We start from the raw sequence: 20,851 nt of genomic DNA, 5'->3' as shown, positions 1-20,851 counted from the left end.
GCCTTAGCGGCCCGGTGCGCGCGTTGACAACTTGCTTCGCGGGGAAGAGCGCCGTAGCGAACCCGGCATGTCAGACCATGACCGCTTCGGCCTGTCCCGTCAGGTGACGTTGCCGGGGCCGCTGCGCCTCGATGGCGGTGTGCTGCTGTCACCGGTCGAGATCGCATACGAAACCTATGGCACGCTTGCCCCCGACGGCGGCAACGCGATCCTGATCTGCCATGCGCTGACCGGTGACCAGCACGTCGCCTCCGCCCACCCCCGCACCGGCAAGCCCGGCTGGTGGGCGCGGATGATCGGACCCGGCAAGCCGATCGATCCGGCACGCGATTTCGTGATCTGCAGCAACGTCCTGGGCAGCTGCATGGGGTCGTCTGGGCCGGCAAGCGTCAATCCGGCGACCGGCCGGCCATCGGGCATGGCGTTTCCCGTCATTACGATCCGCGACATGGTGCGGGCACAGGCGATGCTGCTCGATCATCTCGGCGTCGATCGTCTGAAGGCCGTCGTCGGCGGATCGATGGGGGGGATGCAGGCGCTCAGCTGGCCCGCGACCTTCCCCGACCGTGTCGATGCGGTGGTGGTGATCGCATCGACCGCACGTCATACCGCACAGAACATCGCCTTCCACGAGGTCGGACGACAGGCGATCATGGCCGACCCGAAATGGCGGGACGGCGACTATTACGGCGAGGAACCACCGGCCGCGGGGCTGGCGGTGGCGCGGATGGCGGCGCACATCACCTATCTGTCCGAGGCCGGATTGACGGAGAAATTCGGCCGCAGGTTGCAGGCGCGGCCGGGGAAAGAGGATGGCGCCAAGAGCTTCGGCTTCGACGCCGATTTTCAGGTCGAAAGCTATCTGCGGCATCAGGGATTGAGCTTCGTCGATCGCTTCGACGCCAACAGCTATCTCTACATCACGCGGGCGATGGACTATTTCGATCTGGCGGAGGAGCATGGCGGGTTGCTTGCCAATGCGTTCCGCGCGACCGGCGCGCGGTTCTGCCTCGTCAGTTTCGACACCGACTGGCTGTATCCCACCGCCGAATCGCGCAGCATCGTTCAGGCGCTGAATGCGGCCGGGGCTCCGGTCAGCTTCGTCGAACTCTCCAGTCCTTACGGGCATGACGCCTTCCTGCTGGACGCGCCGGAGATGAACCGCGTGGTCGACGGTTTCCTGAAGGGCGGACGATGATCGACCTCGACGACGACAGCGCGCGGCTGGACGTGGCGCGTGTGCACGGCTGGCTGGCGTCGAGCTATTGGTCGCCGGATATCGACCGGTCGCTGGTCGAACGGGCCATCGCCGGCTCGCACTGTCTTGGCGCCTATCGCGATGGCGAACAGATCGGTTACGCGCGGGCCATCACCGACCATGCGACCTTCGCCTGGATCGCCGACGTGTGGATCGATGCGCCGGCGCGCGGGCAGGGGCTGGGCCGGCGGATGGTGCAATGGTTCGTCGATCACCCGCGTTTTGCCGGGATACGCCGTATCGCGCTCGTGACGGCCGATGCGCACGGCGTGTACGCGACGCTAGGGTTTCACCCGCCGCTGCGACCCGATCGGTACATGGAGCGATTGTCGGCGGAGGCGGCGGCGATGCTGCGGGCTGCGCCATGAGCCTGCGCCCCGACCTGTCCGTGATCGCCGATCACGTCGCGCCGGGATCGCGCGTGCTCGATGTCGGGTGCGGCGACGGCGCGCTGATGGCGGCGTTGCGCGACCGCCGCGGTTGCGATGCGCGCGGGCTGGAGATCGATGCGGGCAACGTCGCCGCCGCGGTTTCGCGCGGGCTGTCGGTGATTCAGGGGGACGCCGACGTCGACCTCGCCGGTTATCCCGATCAGAGCTTCGACTATGCGATCCTCAGCCAGACGTTGCAGACGGCGCGTGCCCCCGACGTGGTGCTCGACCATCTGCTGCGGATCGGAAGACAGGCGTTCGTCAGTTTCCCCAATTTCGCGCAATGGCGTGTGCGGCTGTCGTTGCTGTGGGGCGGACGGATGCCGGTGACGCCGCAATTGCCCGAACAATGGTTCGACACGCCCAACATCCATCACGTCACGATCGACGATTTCCGCGCCTTTCTGAAGTCGCGGCACGTGGTCGTCGGGGGCGCGTGGTTCCTCTCCGGCGACCGGCAGCGCAGCGCGGCGGCGGCGAACCTGCTCGCCCAGCATGCCGTGTTCCTGTTGCGACGATAATGCCGAAAAATGTCTGAACTGGACGATTGTCAGGAAAACCGTGGAACTAAAGGGGTTAACCTGTGTTTGGCTATGCCAGGCCGGGAAGTATGATGACCAAGACAGCATTGATCGTCGAAGATGAAATTTTCGTAGCCCTCGATCTGGAGCGTATCCTGATCGATGCCGGTTACACCGTCGCGGCGATCGCGGCAGACAGCGTATCGGCGATCGAGGCGGCACCGGGTTGCGGGTTCGCCTTCGTCGACGTCAATCTTCGCGATGGCCCTACCGGTCCGGGTATCGCACAGCGCATGGCGCGCGATTTCGGTGTGAAAGTGGTGTTCGTCACGGCCAATCCGTCGCAAATCGACTGCGACGGTGACTGCGCCCTTGGTTACATCCGCAAGCCGTTCAGCGAGGCCGCGATTCTGGCAGCGGCGGCGATGGCGACGGGCGCCGGCGAGACACCGGCCAATGACGACATCGTCGTCTATCGCCCGACCGGAAGCTGACGAAACCCGGCGCGGCCGGCGACGTCAGGCCCGGCTGAACGCCGCCAGCGGCACCGTGACAGTTACCACCAGCCCATCGACACGCCAGTCGCGGTCCACCGTGCCGCCCAGCTGACGTACGGCCGACAATTCGATCAACTGGCTGCCGAACCCCTGCGGGCCGGTGGGCACGACCACGGCCGGTCCGTTGCGCTCGACCCAGCACAGCGCGACATGGTCGTCGAAGCGCCGGATCGACAGGTCGATAACGCCGTCCTCGGTCGACAAAGCGCCATATTTGGTCGCGTTGGTCGCGAGCTCGTGAAACAGCAGCGCGAGCGGCGTTGCCGAGCGATCGTCGATCGCGATCTCGTCGCCGGTGATGACGATCGGCTGGCGATCGCTGCGGCGGTAGGGTTCGAACAATTCGCCCAGCAGGCCGTGCAGGCTGTCCTGCTGCATTGACGGACGCGAACTGGGGCTGTGCGGGCGGACGAAGTCGTGCGCACGGCCGAGCGCGGTGATGCGGAGTCGCAGGTCGGCCGCGACGGTGGCGAAGTCCGGCCGGCTGCGCGCGGCGAACGAGATCAGGCCGGAAATCACCGAGAAGATGTTCTTGATCCGGTGCGACAGTTCCTGACTGATCACCTCGCGCTCGTGCAGCGCCAGTTTCTGTTCGTGGATGTCGGTGCAGGTGCCGAACCAGCGCGTGATCGTGCCGGCATCGTCACGGATCGGCAGCGCGCGGCCGAGCACCCAGCGATAGGTGCCGTCGAAATGGCGCAGGCGATATTCGATCTGATAGGGGTCGCCGGTGGTCAGCGAATGCCGCCAGACGCTCCAGGCACGCTCCTGATCCTCCGAATGGAAGACGTCGTTCCAGCCTTCGCCATCGGTCGATCCGAGCGGCGTGCCGGTAAATTCGTACCAGCGGGCGTTGTAATAATCGTGATAGCCATCGGGCAGCGTCGACCACACCATCTGCGGCATGGTGTCGGCGAGCGTACGGAACCGGTCCTCGCTGTCGGACAGCAGGCGGCGGGTGTCGCGCTCGGCGGCGCGCCACGCGGCTGCATCGCGACTGTCGCGCAGCCGCGCCAGGACATTGTCGGCCAGCGTCGCCAGCCCCTGCAATTGCAGGGGGGTAAGCCCTTCGCGCGGTTCGGTGTCGATGACGCAGAGCGACCCGAGCGGAATGCCGTCTTCCGACACCAGCGGCGCGCCGGCGTAGAAGCGGATGTTCATGTCGCCGGTGACCAGCGCATTGTCGACGAACCGGGGATCGCGCGTCGCGTCGGGGACGACCATGATCTGGTCCTCCAGCATCGCATGCGCGCAGAACGACGTCTCGCGCGACGTCTCCGTCACGTCGATGCCGGTCCGCGAAATGAACGTCTGTCGCGTTTCCTCGACGAGGCTGATCAACGCGACCGGGGTATCGCAAAGCGCCGCGGCGAAATCGGTGATCCGCTTCAGCGCCGCACTGTTGCGCAGCGATTCGAGGTTATAGGTCTGCAGGGCGGCCGTGCGCGCCGCCTCGTCGACCTGCCAGCCGCGTGCGACCGGCGACGGGGTCGCCGCGATCGCGCCGCTGCACAGCAGATCGGGATCGAGCATGTCGAAGGGTCGCGACACGTTCAGAACGGCACGTCGTCGTCGAGATCGTCGGCGAAGCCTCCGCCCTGACCGAAGCCGCCGCGCGCACCACCCGACGGCGCGCTGCCACCGCGGCTGCCGCCGCCGCCGCCATAGCCGCCGCCCGACGATCCGCCGCCGAAGTCGTCGCTGCCGCCACCGAAGTCGCCGCCGCCACGGCCACCACCGCCGCCGCCCTGGCCGCCGTTCGGGCCGTCGAGCATCGTCAGCACGCTGTTGAAGCCCTGCAACACCACCTCGGTCGAATAGCGGTCCTGACCCTGCTGGTCCTGCCACTTACGGGTGGTGAGGGCGCCCTCGATATAGACCTTCGACCCCTTGCGCAGGAAGCGTTCGGCGACGTTGGCAAGGCCTTCGTTGAAGACCTTCACCGTGTGCCATTCGGTCTTTTCCTTGCGCTCGCCGCTCGACTTGTCCTTCCACGATTCGGACGTGGCGATGCGCAGTTCGACGACCTTGCCGCCGTTCTGGAACGATCGCGATTCGGGGTCGCGCCCCAGGTTGCCGACCAGAATGACCTTGTTGACGCTGCCCGCCATGAAATGCCCCGAAAATGTCTAGAGGCCGGCGAAGATGGCCAGCCAGTAAGTGATCCCGGCCATGATGTAGGCGGCGGCGAACAAATAGCCAACCATGAACAGCGGCCACTTCCACCCGTTGGTCTCACGCCGGGTCACCGCGATGGTCGAAATGCACTGCGGCGCGAAGACGAACCACATCAGGAAGGCGAGCGCGGTCGGCAGCGTCCAGCGGCCGCGGATCTGGTCGGTGATGCGGTCCGCGCCGCTGCCCTCGGCATCGTCAATGGCATAGACGGTGCCGATCGCCGACACCGCGACCTCGCGCGCCGCCATCGCCGGTAGCAGGGCGAGCGCGATGTCGCGGTTGAAGCCAATCGGCTTGACTACGTATTCGATGCCGTGGCCGATGCGGCCGCCGACCGAATAATCGACCGGGCTGATGCCGCTGCCCTCGGGCGGCTTGGGGAAGCTCAGCAGCAGCCAGAGCACGACCGTCGTCGCGGCGATGATCGTGCCGGCGCGCTTGAGGAAGATCACCGCGCGCTGCCACAGGCCGAGCAGGACGTCGCGCAGGCGCGGGACCTGGTATTTCGGCATCTCCATCATGAAGCCCGACGATGCACCCTTGGTGACGGTGCGGCGGAGGATCAGCGCGGCGACGTACGCGCCGGCGATGCCGATCACGAGCAGGCCGAACATCACCACGCCCTGCAACCGTACGAACGGCGCCAGCTGGGTGTTGGGGATCATCGCGCCGATGATGAGCGTGTAGACCGGCCAGCGCGCGCTGCACGTCATCAGCGGGGCGATCAGGATCGTGGTCAGCCGGTCCTTCTCGTCGTCGATCGTGCGTGTCGCCATGATGCCGGGGACGGCGCAGGCGAAGCTCGACAGCAACGGAATGAACGCGCGGCCGGACAGGCCGACGGTCGCCATCAGCCGGTCCATCAGGAACGCCGCGCGAACCATGTAGCCCGACGATTCGAGCACCAGGATGAAGAGGAACAGGATCAGGATCTGCGGCAGGAACACGATCACCGCACCGACGCCGGCGATCAGCCCGTCGGTCAGCAGCGACCGGACGAAGCCGTCGGGCATCGCGGTCTTGATCGCATCCTGCAGCCAGCCGAAGCCGGCATCGATCGCATCGGCGGGTACGCTCGCCCAGGTGAACACCGCCTGGAACATCACGAACAGGATCGTGACGAGCAGCAGCGGCCCCGCCACCGGGTGCAACGCGACCGAATCGAGCATGTGCGCCCAGCGGCGCCCGGCGGTTTCGGACACGGTCGCCGCGGTGGCGATCTGGCGGGCGCGGCGTTGCAGATGGACGATATCGTCCTGCGTGCCCGCGCCGACATCGGGCTTGCGTCCGCCGCCGCCGACGATTTCGCCGAGCGCGCCGCGCAAGGCATCGAGGCCGCGCTTGCGGACCGCGACGGTCGGGATCACCGGCACACCCAGTTCGCGTTCGAGGATTGCCGCATCGAGCGTCAGTCCGTCCCGCTCGGCAAGGTCGACCATGTTGAGCGCGACCACCACCGGCAATCCGAGCGCGATCAGCTGCAACGTGAAGCGCAGATGGTTGTCGAGATTGGCGGCATCGACCACGACGATCAGCGCGTCGGGCAGACGTTCGAGGCTGCTGGTCCCCGTCACGACGTCGCGGGTGACGCGTTCGTCGGGGCTGGAGGGTTCGAGGCTATAGGCCCCGGGCAGGTCGATCAGTTCGATCGGGCGGCCGTCGTCCATGACCAGCCGGCCCGAATGCCGCTCGACCGTGACGCCGGGATAGTTGCCGACCTTTTGCCGCGCGCCGGTCAGCGCGTTGAACAGCGCGCTTTTGCCGGCATTGGGATTGCCGACCAGCGCGACCAGCGGAGATGCGTGCACCGTTTATTCGGCTGGAAGCGCCGGAGCGACATGGATAGCGCCGGCCACCGCGCGACGCAGTGCCACGGTCATCCGGCCGATACGACACGCGATCGGTCCGCCACCCAGCGAAGCACGGTGCAGCACCTCTACCGGCACGCCTTCGTCGAAACCGAGTTCGCGCAGCCGCCGCGCTTCGGGCAGCGCCAGCCGCGTCCAGTCGATGCCCGATACGGTCGCGGGCTGGCGACGGGGAAGCGACACGAGATCGAGGGCGGGCACGACGGTACGCGACATATCCATGATGCGACTGATTATCATTTACCGTGGGGGGAGTAAAGCGGTGCGCTTGCCGTTCGCCGCGGAAATGTCGGGTTCGGGCGATAGCCCTATCTACTTCGTCACCCCGGACTTGTTCCGGGGGCCACGGTGCCGCGAGGGAATATTCAGAGGCTCCAGCTTTTCCTGTGGCTGCACGGTGGAACCCGGAACAAGTCCGGGGTGACGATGCCCTCTGGGCGATCCCGCGCATCCGGCATGCGCCGGCAGTCCCACTTCCGCCGCGTCCCTACACCACCGGGTAGCGCAACCGGCCGACGAAGCGCGACAGGCTCGGCCGATGTTCGTAACGCTTCACGAAGCCTGCCTTCGCCTTTTCGAAGCGCATGATCCCGTCGATCCGGCGGGATAGGAAGGCGCTGGTGTCGGCATGACCTTCGCTGTTGTCGTCGAGGAAGACGGTGATCGTGGCGCCGTAGACGCCGAGCAGGATCGTGCGCTTGGTGTAATGATTGTAGTCGGTCGCGGTATCGCCGGCCATGCGCCACATCAGATCGACGGTGCGCCAGCCGAGTCGTGCGGCGCGGACGACGTTCTGCGGGAGGGCGAGGATCGTCAACGCACGGCGCAGCGATTCGCGGTTGATCGCGACCGCATCCAGCCGCGCCTCGACCAGCGCGGAGATACGTGCGCGGATTTTCATCGCTGCCAGCGCATCGGACGGCAGAGCCGCGGCCATCTGCCGGTCGATCGCGGCGAACCAGGCGTCGATCATGTCGACCGCACCGTCCGGGAAGGCGAGTCGCGCGACGTCGCGATCGATCCCGGCGCCATCCGCAGCCATGTCGCGCGCATCGTCGCTCCAGCCGTCGAACGCCGCATTGTCGGCGATCCCGGGGGCAAGGCGATCGCGGATTTCGTCGAGTGTCAGATCCTGCGTCATGCCGCTTCCTCCTGCGCCGCCGCGCGCTTCGGTGCAACCTCGGCGCGCCGCACCAGCACCAATGCGAGCGCCACCAACGCGACGCCGACCCAATCCGGTCCCTGCAACCGCTCGCCATATTCGATCCAGCCGACGGCGCCGGCGACGATCGGCTGGATCAGCAGCGCGATGCCGACGACCAGCGGCGACAATTGGCCGAGCGCGTAGATCATGCAGCCTTGCCCCACCACCTGACTGACGAGCGCGAGGGCCAGCAACGGCGTCCAGTGCTGCGGCATGACCTGTTCGTGGAGCAGCAGCGCGAACAGCAGCAGCGGCAGCGCGGTGGCGGTGCTCGACAACGCCAGCGCCGGCAGCGGCCGCATCGTGCCCCGCACCCGCGCCATCAGCACGATATAGACGGTGTAGAGGATGCCCGCGAGGATGCAGAGGAGGTCGCCGGCGAGATTGCGCGGATCGAGCTGGTACGATCGCCCCAGCAACAGCGCCGCGCCCGCCGCCGCCAGCAGCAGCGCGAATCCCTGCATCCGCGTCGGCCATGCCCGCGCGACGAGGAAGCCGTAGATCGGATAGATCAGGATCGCCGAATTGCCGAACAGCGTCGCATTGGCCATCGTCGTACGGACGATGCCGAGGTGCCAGCTGCCGAGGTCGGCGGCGAAGGCGATGCCGCCGATGCCGAGCATGATCCACAGCAATGGCGGCAAGCGGACAGGGCGCGCTCCGCTCGCCAGCGCCAGGCTACCGAGGAACGGCACCGCGATCGCGATCCGCCAGAACCCCGCCGCGACCGGTCCGACATCGGCGAGCCGGACGAACCACGGCCCGAAGGCCAGTGCGATATTGGCGACGACCAGCGCGACGAAGGCCAGACCGGCGGATGCCGTAGCGTCACCCGAAACGATTGCGGCCGGGACAGTTTTTCTTGGGGACCGCGCCTGATGCATGCCGCCCTGTAGCCGCCTATTTGTCGTTCGTCAGGCCACTTACGGAGCATCCATGCCGAGCCTTTTCGATCCCATCCAGCTGGGCGACATTTCCGCCGCCAACCGCATCCTCATGTCGCCGCTGACCCGCGGCCGTTCGACCGACGATCATGTCCCGACCGACATCATGGTCGATTATTACCGGCAGCGCGCCGGTGCCGGGCTGATCATCAGCGAGGGTACCGGCATCAGCCGTCAGGGACTGGGCTGGCCGAACGCACCGGGCCTGTGGACCGATGCGCAGGTGGAAGCGTGGAAGCCGGTGACCGAGGCGGTGCATCAGGCGGGCGGCAAGATCATCGCGCAGATCTGGCACATGGGACGGCTGTCGCGCCCCGACGTGATCGGCATGGCGCCGCTGTCGTCGTCGGCGACGCGCGCGCCCTATCACAAGCCGGAAAATCCCTATGGCGAGGCGCAGGCGGCGACTCTGGACGACATCGCCCGCGCGCAGGACGATTATGCCAGCGCCGCGACCAACGCGGTGCGCGCCGGGTTCGACGGCGTCCAGCTGCATGGCGCCAATGGCTATCTGATCGACCAGTTCCTGCGCGACGGCACCAACTTCCGCGACGACGATTACGGCGGCAGCCCGGAGAACCGCATCCGATTCATGCGCGAAGCGGTGGCGCGGGTGGTGGACGCGATCGGCGCGGGCCGGACGAGCATCCGCCTGTCGCCCAACGGCGAGACGCAGGGTGCCGATGACAGCGATCCCGCGAGCGTCTTCACCCCGGCCGCGGCGGCACTGGACGCGCTGGGTATCGGTTTCCTCGAGCTGCGCGAAATCGCGCCGGACGGCACCTTCGGCAGCACCGACGTGCCGAAGCTGTCACCCGAGATTCGCAAGGTATTCAAGGGGCCGCTGATCCTGAACCAGGACTATTCGCAGGAACAGGCACAGGCCGATCTCGATTCCGGTCTGGCGGACGGCATCGCGTTCGGACGCAAGTTCATCGCCAACCCCGATCTGGTCGAACGCTTCCGCCGGGGTGCGCCACTCAACCAGGACGATATGGCGACATGGTATTCGAAGGGGCCGGAGGGATACATCGACTATCCGGCGCTGGAAGACGAAGCCGCCTGATCCCCCCACGGTTGGCCGCGCCGCCTGCTACGCATCGGCGCGGCCGTGCCGTGCTTGGACCGGCACTGATCCCGAAAGGGGGAAGGGATCAGTGGCCGCAACGCGCCAGATTCCGATTGGTTCTAGGCGGACGTAATTTCGTCGCCACCATTCCGGTCGATCCGTTCAGCGGATCGTGAACATCACCTGGTCGACGATGCGCCCGGCAAGATCGACCAGCCGCAGCCGGTGTGCTCCGGGCCCCGGCAGGATCAGCGGCGCCCGATCGGCCGGACCGAGATCGCGACGGTCGAGCACGATGCGATGGGCCGCCGCGGCGCCGCTGATGCCGATGCTCAGTCGTTGCCGATCGATCGGAATGTCCGGATCGAGCGCGTAGACGCTCCCCGCGACCGGGTTGGTAAAACGCGGGCGGCGCGCGGCGGCGGGCGCGGCGGCGATAAGGCTCTGCGCGGTGCCGCGCAGGAAATATTCGCGGCGTTGCTCTTCCGTCCCATCGGCGAAGGCGATGCGGGAGGCCTCCACCTGTGGCGGCGCTGGCGGCTCCCGACCGGGGATGCGCGTGTGCAGCGCCAGCATGATGTCGCGCCATACCGGCGCCGCGCCGCTGGTGCCGGAGACGGCACGCATCGGATCGCCTTCGGCATTGCCGACCCATACGGCGACGGTGAAGCGGTCGGAATAGCCGACGCACCAATTGTCGCGCATCGCCTTGGACGTCCCCGTCTTCACCGCCGCCCAGAACGGCAGGCGCAGCGCCGAATCGAGGCCGAATGTGGCGGCGCGGGCGTTGGGATCGGCGATCATGTCGCCGACGATCCATGCGGCGGCGGGGGAGACGATCCCGCGCGGTGGCGTGGTGGGCTGGTCGAGCGTCAGGCGCAGCGGATTCCACCGGCCGCCCTGTGCGAGTGCGCGATAGGCGGCGGCCTGTTCGAGCAGCGTCACCTCCGCCGACCCCAGCGCGAGCGAAAAGCCGTAATAGGCGCCGTCCTCGACGAGTCCGCGATAACCGAGGTCCCACAGCCGGTCGCGGAACGGTTCCACCCCGACCAGCAATAGCGTGCGGACCGCGGGGACGTTGAGCGATCCGGCAAGCGCGGTGCGGGCGGACACCGGCCCCTTGAAACCGCGATCGTAGTTCTGGGGGACGTAGAGGCCTGTTGCGGTGTCGAGCTGTACCGGCGAATCGTCGAGGATCGAGGCGGAGGTGAGATAGCGACGCTCGATCGCCTGGGCATACAGGAACGGCTTCAGCGTCGATCCCGCCTGACGATAGCTGTTGGCGTTATCCACCGCGGCGGCGGTCGAGGCGCCACCGATGCCGCCGATATAGGCAAGGACGTCGCCGCTCGCATTGTCGATCACCACCGCGGCACCGTCGCGGGCGCGGGTGCCGCCGAGGCCGAGCAACTGGCGGCGCAGCGCGGCGGCGGCGAGGCGTTGCAGGCCGGCGTCGAGCGTGGTGGTGATGCGCAGGCCGGGCCGGGTCAGCAGGCGATCGGACAGATGCGGGGCGAGGCCGGGATCGAGCGCGAGGCTGCGTGCCGGGCCGAGCATCGCGGCGACGGCGGCGGGGAAGCGGGGGCAGTCCTTGCCGTCGGCAAGGGCGCAGGCACGGCGGGCGATCGTGACGGCGTCGGCGCGCGGATCGGGCAGCAGCGCGGCGAGCAGGAGGGCATCGTCGCGCGACAGGCTGGCAGGCGTCTTGCCGAACAGGCCGAGCGCGGCGGCGCCGATCCCCTGCGCCTCGCCGCGGTAACCCGCGAGGTTGAGATAGGCTTCGAGGATTTGGTCCTTGCTCCAGCGATCCTCGAGCGCGCGGCCTGCGCGGATCTGGCGGAGCTTGTCGAGCCAGCCGCGTGCGCCGGGGCGGGCGAGGGCGGGGGAGAGGAAGGCGGCGAGCTGCATCGACAGCGTCGATGCGCCGCGCGGGCGGTTGCGCTCGATCCGGTCGCGGGCGGCGCCGCCGAGCGCGAGCCAGTCGACGCCGGCGTGGGCGAGGAAGCGGTGGTCCTCGGCGGCGACGATCGTGTCGCGCGCGGCGGGCGCGATCGCCGCGAGCGGTGTCCAGGCGAGGCGGCGTACGGCGAAATCGACGCGGGCGCTGTCGATGAGAACGCCGTGGCGATCGTAGAGCCAGGCTTCCGAGGGATGCCATGCCCCGCGGACTTGCGCATAGTCGGGGAGCGCGGGCGGGCGGGTGGTGTAATCGAGCGTGCCGAGCGTCACGGCGGCGGTGGCGACGAGCGCCATGACGGCGCGGGGCGTGGCGAGTCGGGAGCGGAGCGACATGGGCGTTACGTCCGTCGTCACGCCGGATTCGTTCCAGGATCCACCGAGCGGCGAGGGGAAAGGGCGGCACGTCCTGCCCTGCCTCCAGCGGCGCAGTGGAGGCAGGGCGCGACGGTGCGCGACACGATCATCGCTGCGCCACCACCATCGGCGCATTCGGCACCTGCGCACGGATGGCGGGGGAATACATCGCCTCGACGCGGGTCGGCGGCAGGCTGAAGCGGCCGGCGCCGTTCAGCCGTACCGCGTAGCTCACCGTGAAGCGCCCGCGTGGCACCCAGGCGAAGAAGCCGCGCCAGCTGTCGTTGCCGCGCTCGACATAGGACGGCTGCACGCCCTCACTTGCGCCACCCTCGGCCAGCATCTGCGACTGGTTCGCCATGTCGCCGATGATCGTCGCGCCGGCCGGGATCGGGTCGTTGACCACCACCCAGTTGCGCTCGGCGGTGGCGTCGACGGTGATCGTCACGCGCAGGACGTCACCGCGGGTCAGCTGCCCGGCGTTCCGCACCTGCACCGGCGTGACGCTGCGAGTGGCGCGATAGCCGGCGAACAGCGGCGCCTTCAGCGGCACCGCGGCGCGGACGGCGACCATCGCCCATGGGCCGGCGCCGCCGCTCTGACGTAACATCAGCGGCGTGGCGGCGGCGGGCAGCGGCAGGCTGAGCGAGCGGGCCTCGGCGGCGAGCGGCCATGCGCGCGATACGCTCGTCGCGCCTAGCTGTATCGTCGTCGTGCCGGCGATCGCCTGTGCCGGGTAGAGGCCGGCGAACTTGCGCACCGCGACCGCACCCCAGGCGTTGGCCGTGGTCGTGTCCCAATGACCGCGCGACTGGCGCAGGGCGACGCCGACCATCATCTTAGCCGCCTCGTCCTGCCAGCCGGGACGGCCGAGCGTGACGAGCAGCGTCTTGATCGACGCTTCGTCGGCAGAGGACATCAGCCACCACGGTGCCGCCGATGCGTCCGACAGGTCGAGCCGCGTGCCTTCGTAGACGAGGCGGCTGCGCAGCACGCCCTCCGCCTGCGCCTTCAGCGCTGCGGCGTTGGCGAGCGGTACGCGGTCGAGCGCGGCGATATAGTCGCTCAGCAGCGACGTCGGCATATCCTGCGCTGCGAGGCCGACCTGACCCAACATCGCCGGCGTCGCCTCACCCGACCGCGCCAGCGCGGCGAAGGCCACGAGTCGCTGCTGGCGCGGATCGCCGTAGCTTTCGTGACGCACCCGCCCGTCGAGCACCGCCTTCAGCCCCTCGACCATCCGCGCGCGCGGGGCGGGGGGCAGCGGCAGCCCGGCCTCGCTGGTCAGCGACAGGACATAAGCGGTGAGCGCCTCCGATCCCTCCAGCGATTCGCTCGGCCAGTAGCGGAGCAGGCCGTCGGGCGCCTGATACGTCGGGATCGCCCCCGCCAGCGCGGCCCATTTCGTCGGATCGCCGAGCACGACGATCCGGCTCAACTGCTGTTCGAAGCAATTGTAGGGATAATCGCTCATGTAGCGCCGGACGCCGGTCAGTGGCGGGGCAAGCGTGTCGGTGAGTTGCACGTCGACTGATCCGCGGTCCGGCAGCGCGCCGGCGGGCGGGGCGATCGGCAGCGTCGTGTCACCGACGCGGGTGAGCGCCGCTGCCCATGTCTCCACCGGCACGGCCGGGACGACGTCCTGGGTGACGGTCAGGCGATCGGTGGCCTTGCCGTCCTTCGACCGGGCAGTGACCTGCCAACGCAGCGTGCCGCTCGACGGCGGAGCGGTGAGGTTCCACGCCACCGGCGCGGCGCCGCCCGCCGGGATCGTTACGGTCAGCGGCCGCCCTTGCGCGATCCGGGGGAAGACGTCGACGGTCGCGGTAACGGTCATTGGTTTGTCGCTGCCGTTGCGCAGCGTGAAGCCCGCCGCATACCAGTCGCCGCTGCGCACCAGTGGCGGCAGGCCGGCGTAGAGCGACAGGTCCTGCGCGGTGCGGATCGCGGTACTGCCGGTGCCGAACAGGCCGTCGCCATCGGTGGCGATCGCGACCAGTTTGAACGAGGACAGCGCATCCGACAGCGGCAATGCCACCTGCGCGCGGCCCTGCGCATCGAGCGCGACGCGGCCCTTCCACAGCAACACCGGCTGGAAGTTCTCGCGGTTGAGCGCCGCCGCGGCATCGCCGCCGCCGCCTCCGGCCTCCACCGCCTTGCGGCCGTAATGGCGCTTGCCGACGACCTGCATCTGCGCGGTCGCGGTCAACACCGACAGCGGCCGGTCGCCCATCATCGCCGTCAGGACATCCCAGCTGTCGTTCGGCGCGAGCTGCAACAGCGCCTCGTCCACCGCAGCGAAGGCGACATCGGCGCTGGCCGCGGGCCTGCCGTCGGGCCGGCGGACCTGCAAGGCGACGCTGGCGGTGCCGCGCGGCGAGAAGCGCTCGCGGTCGGCCTTCACGGTCACGCCGAGGGTATGGCCTTCCCACCCGACCTTTACCTTGGCGATGCCGAGGCGGTAGGCGGGCTTCGACAGGTCGACCAGCGCGGTCGGTTCGGGCGCGGGTTCCGGCTTCACCAGCCCGAGGCTCTGGCCGATCCCGCGCAGCCAGCTGGTCCAGCCGCTTTCGATGCGGCCGCGCACGGCCATCACCGAGACATAGACGTCGGGCGCGTAGCTGGCCGGCATCGGCAGCTCGACGACGGGATCGGTGCCGGAGAGTTCGGTGACGAAGCTCGACAACACGCCCTCGCGCTCGACCGTCACCAGCGCGGTGGCGGAACGGAACGGCATGCGGACCTGAAAGCGCGCCGTCTCGCCCGCCTTGTAGGCATTGCGCTCCGGCACGACGTCCATGCGATCGCCATTGTCGCCGCCGAACCACCACGCATCGTCGCCCGCCAGCCACACCGAGCGCACCGCACGTGCGACATTGCCGTCCGCATCCGCGCTGGTCGCGACGACATAGACCTCGCCCGATACGCCGGGATCTACCGTGCATTGCGCGAGGCCCTGATCGTCCGTCGTCGCGGTGCAGGATGCGTCGAGCTTCGTCGTACGCATCTGGTTGTCGTAGGCGTAGAAGCCGCCGATCAGCCGTCGCCGCGCCGTCAGGATCTGGCGGCTGTAGAGCGCGACCGACACCGTCTGGTTCCTGAGCGGCTTGCCGCCGGTATCGAGCGCGACGAAGCGCAGGCGCAGGTCGTCCTGTTTCATCAGCCAGCCGTCGGTCTTCACCCCCAGTTGCACCGCGGAGGCGTAGATCGGCACATTGCGGCTGGCGGTCAGCACCTCGCCATTGGCGTCCTGATAATCCATCTCGACGCGCATGTCGGCGAGGCCGTCCAGTGCCGGCACGTCGACGCTGGTGCGCGCGGTGCCGCCGGCGTTCAGCGTCACCGGCAGCGTCTGCGTCGGTGGCAGCGGCGTCTGCTGATCGTCGCCATCGCCGTTCATCGGCTTGACGCCTTCCTCCACCTTCGCCCCGCCGAAGGTATAGCCGTCATAGCCCTCCGGCGTGGCGGAATGCGCGAACCAGCCGACGCGGACGTCGACCGGCAACCCGCCTGCACCGCCGCCGGACAGATATCCGACGTACAGGTCGAGCGGCAGCGACTTCGGTCGCACCGCTGCCGCCTTCGGCCCGGTGACGCTCGCACGCATCGTCGGCAGCTTGTATTCGTCGACCTTGAACGACTGGCTGGTGAAGGTGACGTCGTCGCCGCGAACGATGCGCAGGTCGTAATCGCCCATCGGTGCGCCCTGCGGCGCGGTCCAAGTCGTCTCGCCGATACCCCTTGCATCGATCGTCAGCGGCAGGTCGAATTGCGTGTCCGAGCCGCGATGCGCCAGCCGCAGCGTACCGGAAAAGCCCGCCGGTATCGCGAAGCCGTTGCCGCTGGGACGGCGGACGATGTGCTTCATGTGGATCGTCTCGCCCTGCCGGACGAGTGCACGGTCGAAGACGGTGTGGAACGTTTCCGAGGGTGCGGAATAGCCATAGGGCAGTTCGAAATCGTAGGGCCGGATGCCATCGCCCCAGCTGGTCAGCGCGAAGCTGAAATCGTCACCGCTGCGCGCGGAAATCATCAGCGGATGCGCCGACGATCCGTCCTGACAGCCACCATAGGTTTCGGGTTCGGGCAAGCCGGCGGGGATCATCAGCCCGCCGCTGCGATCGGTCGCGCCGCGCGCGAGCAGTTTGCCCGAACAGCTGTCGCTGACCTGCACGCTCGCGTTGGCGACCGGCTTGCCGGTGTCGAGCGATGTCACCCACGCGAGGCTGCGCTCGCGGCCCCATTTGAAATGCACCGCCATGTTGGTGACCAGCGCAGCGGTCGCAACGTAGCGCGGTGCGTTGCGGCCGAGCAGCGCACGGCCTAGCGCCGGACTGGCCAGTTCGACGACGTAGAAGCCGGGTTTGCCGAGCGCAATGCCGACGACCTCGAAATCGCGGCCCTTGCCGGGCAGGCCGATCGTCATGCCGGCGCCCTGGTTGCCGAGGATCGATCGGTCGCCGGTGTGATTGATCCGGCGGATCACCTCGTCGCCGCGCTTGACCTCCTCGACATCGTCGTCGTCCGCGTCGTCGACCGTGCGCAGCCATTCGGCGACCGCGGCATCGCTGTCGCCCACCTTCAGCGTGCGCCCGCCGATCGGCAGGCTCTTGCCCTGCAGCGCAGGTTCGACGTTGCGGACGGTGACCGGCAGCACGCCGCCCTGTGCCGCTTCGAGGATGCCGAACGGCGCGGCGAACTTCACCAGCGGCGGTGCGGCGTCGAACTTCACGTCGAGCGGAAAGCGTTCGGCGTTGGACAGGGTGCGACCGCTCTCGTCCTTCAGTCCGGCAGGCAGCGTCAGCTTCGCCGCTGTCTCGTACGGCAACGGCGCCTTGAACGTGACGTCGCTGATCGTCGCCTTTTTCTTGTCGTCGTCATCGAACGCGGGCGCGATCTGCTTGCCGTCGGGCAGCGTCAGGCGGATCGCCGCAGCCTGGCTCATCGGCACCGGCGCGGTGAAGCGCACGTACGCCGGCTGTACCGGGCTGCACCCGGCCTGCGGGTTGGTACGGCTGCATTCGAAACGCGCGGCGAACGGCTTGCGCACGGTATAGTCGAAGCGCTGATCGCTGCCGGCAAGGCGACCGGACGCCGACGCGATACCTTGCGGCCAGACGAGCGCCATGTCGCGACCCGGCGGCAGCGCGCGCCTGCATTTCAGCGCGGTGACACCGGAATAGAGCGCCTGCCGCTCGGCCGGCTTTTCCGGAACCGCTTCGGGCAGGCCGGCGCTGTCGAGGAAGCTGCGGACGGACCAGTTCTGCGTCCCCATCTCGCCGATCAGTTTCGCCGGCAGATCGGCGGGCAGCACGTCGACCGGGATCTTTTCGCCGATGCCGTCGACCGCGCAATAGGCATTGGAGGCGACCGAGGCGCGGGTCGGCATCTGCGTCGCGGCGACCAGAAAGACCTGATCCTCCTCGATCTCGTCGCCGTCGCCCGATGGCAGCACCGCGCGGGCGGACGGGCCGCCCGCATCGACGCTGTAGGTGGCGCGGCCGTTCAGCGCATAGCCGGCGACGCTCTTCAGCCCCTTGGCGGCGTCGAAGCTGCATTTGGCGTCGCCGCTCAACGCCGCGGCGAAATCGAAGACCCAGGTCTGCTGGTCGACCCAGCGGCCGATTCCCTGACAGGCGGTGGTGAAGGGCGCGGGCGCGCGGGGATCGCCGAGCGGCACCATCGGCTGGCTGAAGCGGATCGTATAGCGTTCGACCGCCCCCGCCGCACCGCCGATACCGGGCTGGGCGAGCACCACCTGGGGGCTGTTGTCGCCGAACGCCGCCACTGGAGCGAGCGCCAAGGCCAGCACCGCCCACCGCATCGCTCCATGCATCCGCCATCTCCCCCGCAACGCCGGGACGCTAGGCGTGTCGGGAAGGCGAATCCAGCGTGAAGATATCGGTGCCTGTCCGGAGGCCAGTGAGCCGGAATCGCAGCCGATTCGGAGGCATGGCTACCCGCCGACCATGCTGCCGCGTCCGGTAAAGACGTTCAAGGCAAGTCACTTGGACGAAATACCTTGCGTCATATCTGTCCACAATGAACCTTGTGCATGGCATTCGAGCGGGGTTTCATGGATCTAGTCACGCTGATCCTGGATGCGGCGGCACGCGAAACCATGCTGTTCGCCGCGGCAGGCCTGCTGATCGGCGGTATCGACGACCTGATCGTCGACCTTTGCTTTATCGTCCGTCGCCTGTCGCGACGGCAGGCCGACAGGTTGAGCCTCGATGCATTGCCGCACAGCGCGGCGCCCGCCCCGTTCGCGATCTTCGTCGCCGCATGGGATGAGGCGGCAGTGATCGGCGGGATGCTGACCGCCGCGGTACGACGGTTCGACTATCCCGACTACCGGATCTACGTCGGAACCTATCCGAACGATCCGGCAACGATCGCCGCGGCCCGGGCCGTCGCCGCGCTGGACCCGCGTGTCCGCGTGATCGTCGGCGAGCGCGACGGGCCGACCACCAAGGCGGATTGTCTCAACACCGTGTGGCACGCGTTGATGCGGGACGAGGCCGCGGGGCGCATCACCAGAGCGGTGGTGCTGCACGATGCGGAGGATGTCGTGCATCCGGCCGAACTCACCGTGTTCGACGCGCTGATCGACGATCATGCGCTGGTGCAGCTGCCGGTGCTGCCGCTGGTGCGTCGCGGATCGCTGATATCGGGGCATTACGCCGATGAATTCGCCTATGCTCACAGCGTCCAGCAACCGGTGCGGGCGATGCTGGGGGCGGCGATGCCGCTGGCGGGCACCGGCTGTGCGATCGCGACCGGCATGTTGCGGGCGATCGCCGCGGAACGGGGCGACGCACCGTTCGACGCCAGCAGCCTGACCGAGGACTACGAACTGGGCCTGCACGTCGCCGATCGCGGCGGCACCAGCCGTTTCGCCCGGGTACGCGATTCCCGCGACGGCAGCCTCGTCGCGGTGCGCGCGTATTTTCCCGATACGTTGCCAGCCGCCACGCGACAGAAGGCACGCTGGATGACCGGCATAGCCCTTGCCGGATGGGATCGCACCGGCTGGGGACGGCCGCGTGCGATCGCCGATCACTGGATGCGGATGCGGGACCGGCGTGCGCTGGTGTCGGTGCTGGTGCTGGCGGTCGCCTATGCCGCCGTGTTGTTATGGCCGGTCGCGGCGGGGCTCCGCTGGCTGCGGTCGATGCCGGCGGCCGATGACCGGCTGGCGAACTGGCTGCTGCTGACCACGTCGCTGCTGCTCGGCTGGCGATTGCTGATCCGCGTCACCTGTACCGGCCGGGCCTATGGCTGGCGCGAGGCGTGCTGGTCGTTGCCGCGGTTCTTCGTCGGTAATCTCGTATCGCTGGTCGCTGCACCACGGGCGCTGCACCGCTACCTGGGGCTGTTGCGCGGCGAAGCGCTGGTCTGGGAGAAAACCGCGCACGTCTTTCCGGATTATGCCCTCGGCCCGCCGACGTCGCCGACATGAACGGGGGCCGTCCGCTCCGTTTCCTCGCCATCCTGCTCAGCGGATGGGCGACCGCGCGCGGGATCGACATCTATAACGGAGATGGTCCCGAACTGCCGGCATGGGTGGCGCCGGTGGCACGCGCGGTGGCGTCACTGGTGACGAGCCCTGCCGCGGCGACGCCGTTGGCCGGGCCTCATCCGGCAACGCGCCGTACCGTCGCGGCAGTGCCGAGCCGCGATACCGCGGATCGCAGGACGATACCGGCTGCGCGCCTGCGCGCATTTGCGGCACCATCGGTGGCGACGGCGAGCGACCGGTCCGGGGCGTCGCCGCAACGGCCTGCCGCACCGCTGCTCTCGCCGGCTGTCCTGCCGCCGACGATCGCCCATGCCGGCTCGCGGCTGGCGGGCAGCGCTTGGCTTATCGCCCGGAACGGTTCGGCGCCCGGCGTGTCCGGCAGCCAACTGGGCGCATCGCAAGCCGGCGCACGGATCACCTATGCGCTGGGCGGCAGCCGGCGCGTGGCGCTGGCCGCGCGGATGTCGGCACCCCTGTCAGGCAGGGGCGTGGAAGCGGCGGTCGGACTCGACTGGCAGCCGTTCCGCGCGCCGATCCATGTCATCGCCGAGCACCGCATCGCACTGGATGGCGGGCGCGGCGGCGCGATGATCGGCGCGGTGGGCGGGTTCGGTCCGGTCGCGGTTCTGCGCGGCATGCGGCTGGAGGGCTATGGCCAGGCGGGGGTGATCGCGCGCGACGGCGGCGAAGGGTTTGCCGACGGGGCGTTGCGGGCATCGCATCCTTTGCCGGCCATCGGTCGGCTGCACATCGATATCGGGGCTGGCATCTGGGGCGGCGCGCAGCGCGGTGCCGCGCGACTCGACATCGGTCCGTCGGTGGGAGTCGTCGTACCGGTAGGACGCGGATCGGTGCGCTTGACCGCCGACTGGCGCGAACGAATCGCGGGGGATTCGCGCCCCGATTCCGGCCCGGCCCTGTCGATCGGAACGAACTTCTGACCCTGCCGCCATGGTGCGAACCGCTCTGGTCCGCAGGCGCCAGCA

At 68.5% G+C, this 20,851-nt stretch carries 15 protein-coding genes; 7 read left to right on the top strand and 8 right to left on the bottom strand.

Going from position 1 to position 20,851, the window contains the following annotated elements; all coding sequences use genetic code 11:
- The first annotated feature begins 67 nt into the window (after positions 1–67).
- The 4 genes from NF699_12125 (at position 68) to NF699_12110 (ending at position 2,704) form a co-directional block, all read left to right on the top strand.
- Entirely contained in the window at positions 68–1,198 is a 1,131-nt protein-coding gene (locus NF699_12125; GenBank protein ID USU03816.1) for a homoserine O-acetyltransferase, read from the top strand.
- Positions 1,195–1,626, top strand: coding sequence for a GNAT family N-acetyltransferase (locus tag NF699_12120; GenBank protein ID USU03815.1), 432 nt, complete (start codon positions 1,195–1,197; stop codon positions 1,624–1,626). Before NF699_12125 ends, NF699_12120 begins: the two co-directional genes overlap by 4 nt.
- Positions 1,623–2,210 carry a methionine biosynthesis protein MetW gene (gene metW / locus NF699_12115; GenBank protein ID USU03814.1) on the top strand — a complete coding sequence of 196 codons (588 nt, stop codon included), beginning with the start codon at positions 1,623–1,625 and terminating at the stop codon, positions 2,208–2,210. The genes NF699_12120 and metW overlap by 4 nt, the downstream gene beginning before the upstream one ends.
- A 92-nt stretch (positions 2,211–2,302) precedes the next feature.
- A complete protein-coding gene (locus NF699_12110) occupies positions 2,303–2,704 on the top strand; it encodes a response regulator (protein ID USU07074.1) in 402 nt (133 codons plus the stop codon).
- A gap of 24 nt (positions 2,705–2,728) precedes the next feature.
- Here the strand turns inward: NF699_12110 and NF699_12105 are convergent, their stop codons facing one another.
- The 6 genes from NF699_12105 to NF699_12080 all read right to left on the bottom strand — a co-directional run bounded on the left by NF699_12105 (position 2,729) and on the right by NF699_12080 (position 8,901).
- Positions 2,729–4,300 carry a PAS domain-containing protein gene (locus NF699_12105; protein ID USU07073.1) on the bottom strand — a complete coding sequence of 524 codons (1,572 nt, stop codon included), beginning with the start codon at positions 4,298–4,300 and terminating at the stop codon, positions 2,729–2,731.
- Between the two features lie 20 nt (positions 4,301–4,320).
- Complete coding sequence (gene ssb, locus NF699_12100) at positions 4,321–4,878, bottom strand: single-stranded DNA-binding protein (GenBank protein ID USU03813.1); 558 nt, start codon at positions 4,876–4,878, stop codon at positions 4,321–4,323.
- An 18-nt stretch (positions 4,879–4,896) separates the two neighbouring features.
- Positions 4,897–6,753, bottom strand: coding sequence for a ferrous iron transporter B (locus NF699_12095; GenBank protein USU03812.1), 1,857 nt, complete (start codon positions 6,751–6,753; stop codon positions 4,897–4,899).
- Positions 6,754–6,756: 3 nt separating this feature from the next.
- On the bottom strand, positions 6,757–7,035 hold the full coding sequence (locus tag NF699_12090; GenBank protein ID USU03811.1) for a ferrous iron transport protein A: 279 nt from the start codon (positions 7,033–7,035) through the stop codon (positions 6,757–6,759).
- Positions 7,036–7,300: 265 nt separating this feature from the next.
- The gene (locus NF699_12085) at positions 7,301–7,954 is read right to left on the bottom strand and encodes a COQ9 family protein (GenBank protein ID USU03810.1); all 654 of its coding nucleotides are present in this window, start codon (positions 7,952–7,954) and stop codon (positions 7,301–7,303) included.
- The gene (locus tag NF699_12080; GenBank protein USU03809.1) at positions 7,951–8,901 is read right to left on the bottom strand and encodes a DMT family transporter; all 951 of its coding nucleotides are present in this window, start codon (positions 8,899–8,901) and stop codon (positions 7,951–7,953) included. Before NF699_12080 ends, NF699_12085 begins: the two co-directional genes overlap by 4 nt.
- Before the next feature lie 52 nt (positions 8,902–8,953).
- Here NF699_12080 and NF699_12075 point away from each other — a divergent pair, with 52 nt between their 5' ends.
- On the top strand, positions 8,954–10,027 hold the full coding sequence (locus tag NF699_12075) for an alkene reductase (GenBank protein ID USU03808.1): 1,074 nt from the start codon (positions 8,954–8,956) through the stop codon (positions 10,025–10,027).
- 165 nt (positions 10,028–10,192) lie between these two features.
- On the opposite strand, the gene pbpC is transcribed toward NF699_12075, so the two are convergent.
- Both pbpC and NF699_12065 read right to left on the bottom strand, forming a co-directional pair.
- The gene (pbpC, locus tag NF699_12070; GenBank protein ID USU03807.1) at positions 10,193–12,322 is read right to left on the bottom strand and encodes a penicillin-binding protein 1C; all 2,130 of its coding nucleotides are present in this window, start codon (positions 12,320–12,322) and stop codon (positions 10,193–10,195) included.
- A 127-nt stretch (positions 12,323–12,449) separates the two neighbouring features.
- Positions 12,450–18,179 (bottom strand): MG2 domain-containing protein, encoded by a 5,730-nt coding sequence (locus tag NF699_12065; protein USU03806.1) that lies wholly within the window; start codon positions 18,177–18,179, stop codon positions 12,450–12,452.
- A 219-nt stretch (positions 18,180–18,398) separates the two neighbouring features.
- Between NF699_12065 and NF699_12060 the strand changes: the two genes are divergently transcribed.
- Both NF699_12060 and NF699_12055 read left to right on the top strand, forming a co-directional pair.
- Positions 18,399–19,805, top strand: a complete 1,407-nt coding sequence (locus tag NF699_12060) for a glycosyl transferase family protein (protein USU03805.1) — start codon at positions 18,399–18,401, stop codon at positions 19,803–19,805.
- The gene (locus NF699_12055) at positions 19,802–20,806 is read left to right on the top strand and encodes a hypothetical protein (GenBank protein ID USU03804.1); all 1,005 of its coding nucleotides are present in this window, start codon (positions 19,802–19,804) and stop codon (positions 20,804–20,806) included. The genes NF699_12060 and NF699_12055 overlap by 4 nt, the downstream gene beginning before the upstream one ends.
- Positions 20,807–20,851: the final 45 nt, after the last annotated feature.

The sequence above is a fragment of the Sphingomonadaceae bacterium OTU29LAMAA1 genome (assembly GCA_024072375.1).
Lineage (GTDB): Bacteria > Pseudomonadota > Alphaproteobacteria > Sphingomonadales > Sphingomonadaceae > Sphingomonas.
Note: the sequence above shows the minus strand (reverse complement) of the source record. Positions and strands in the feature narration are given on the sequence as shown.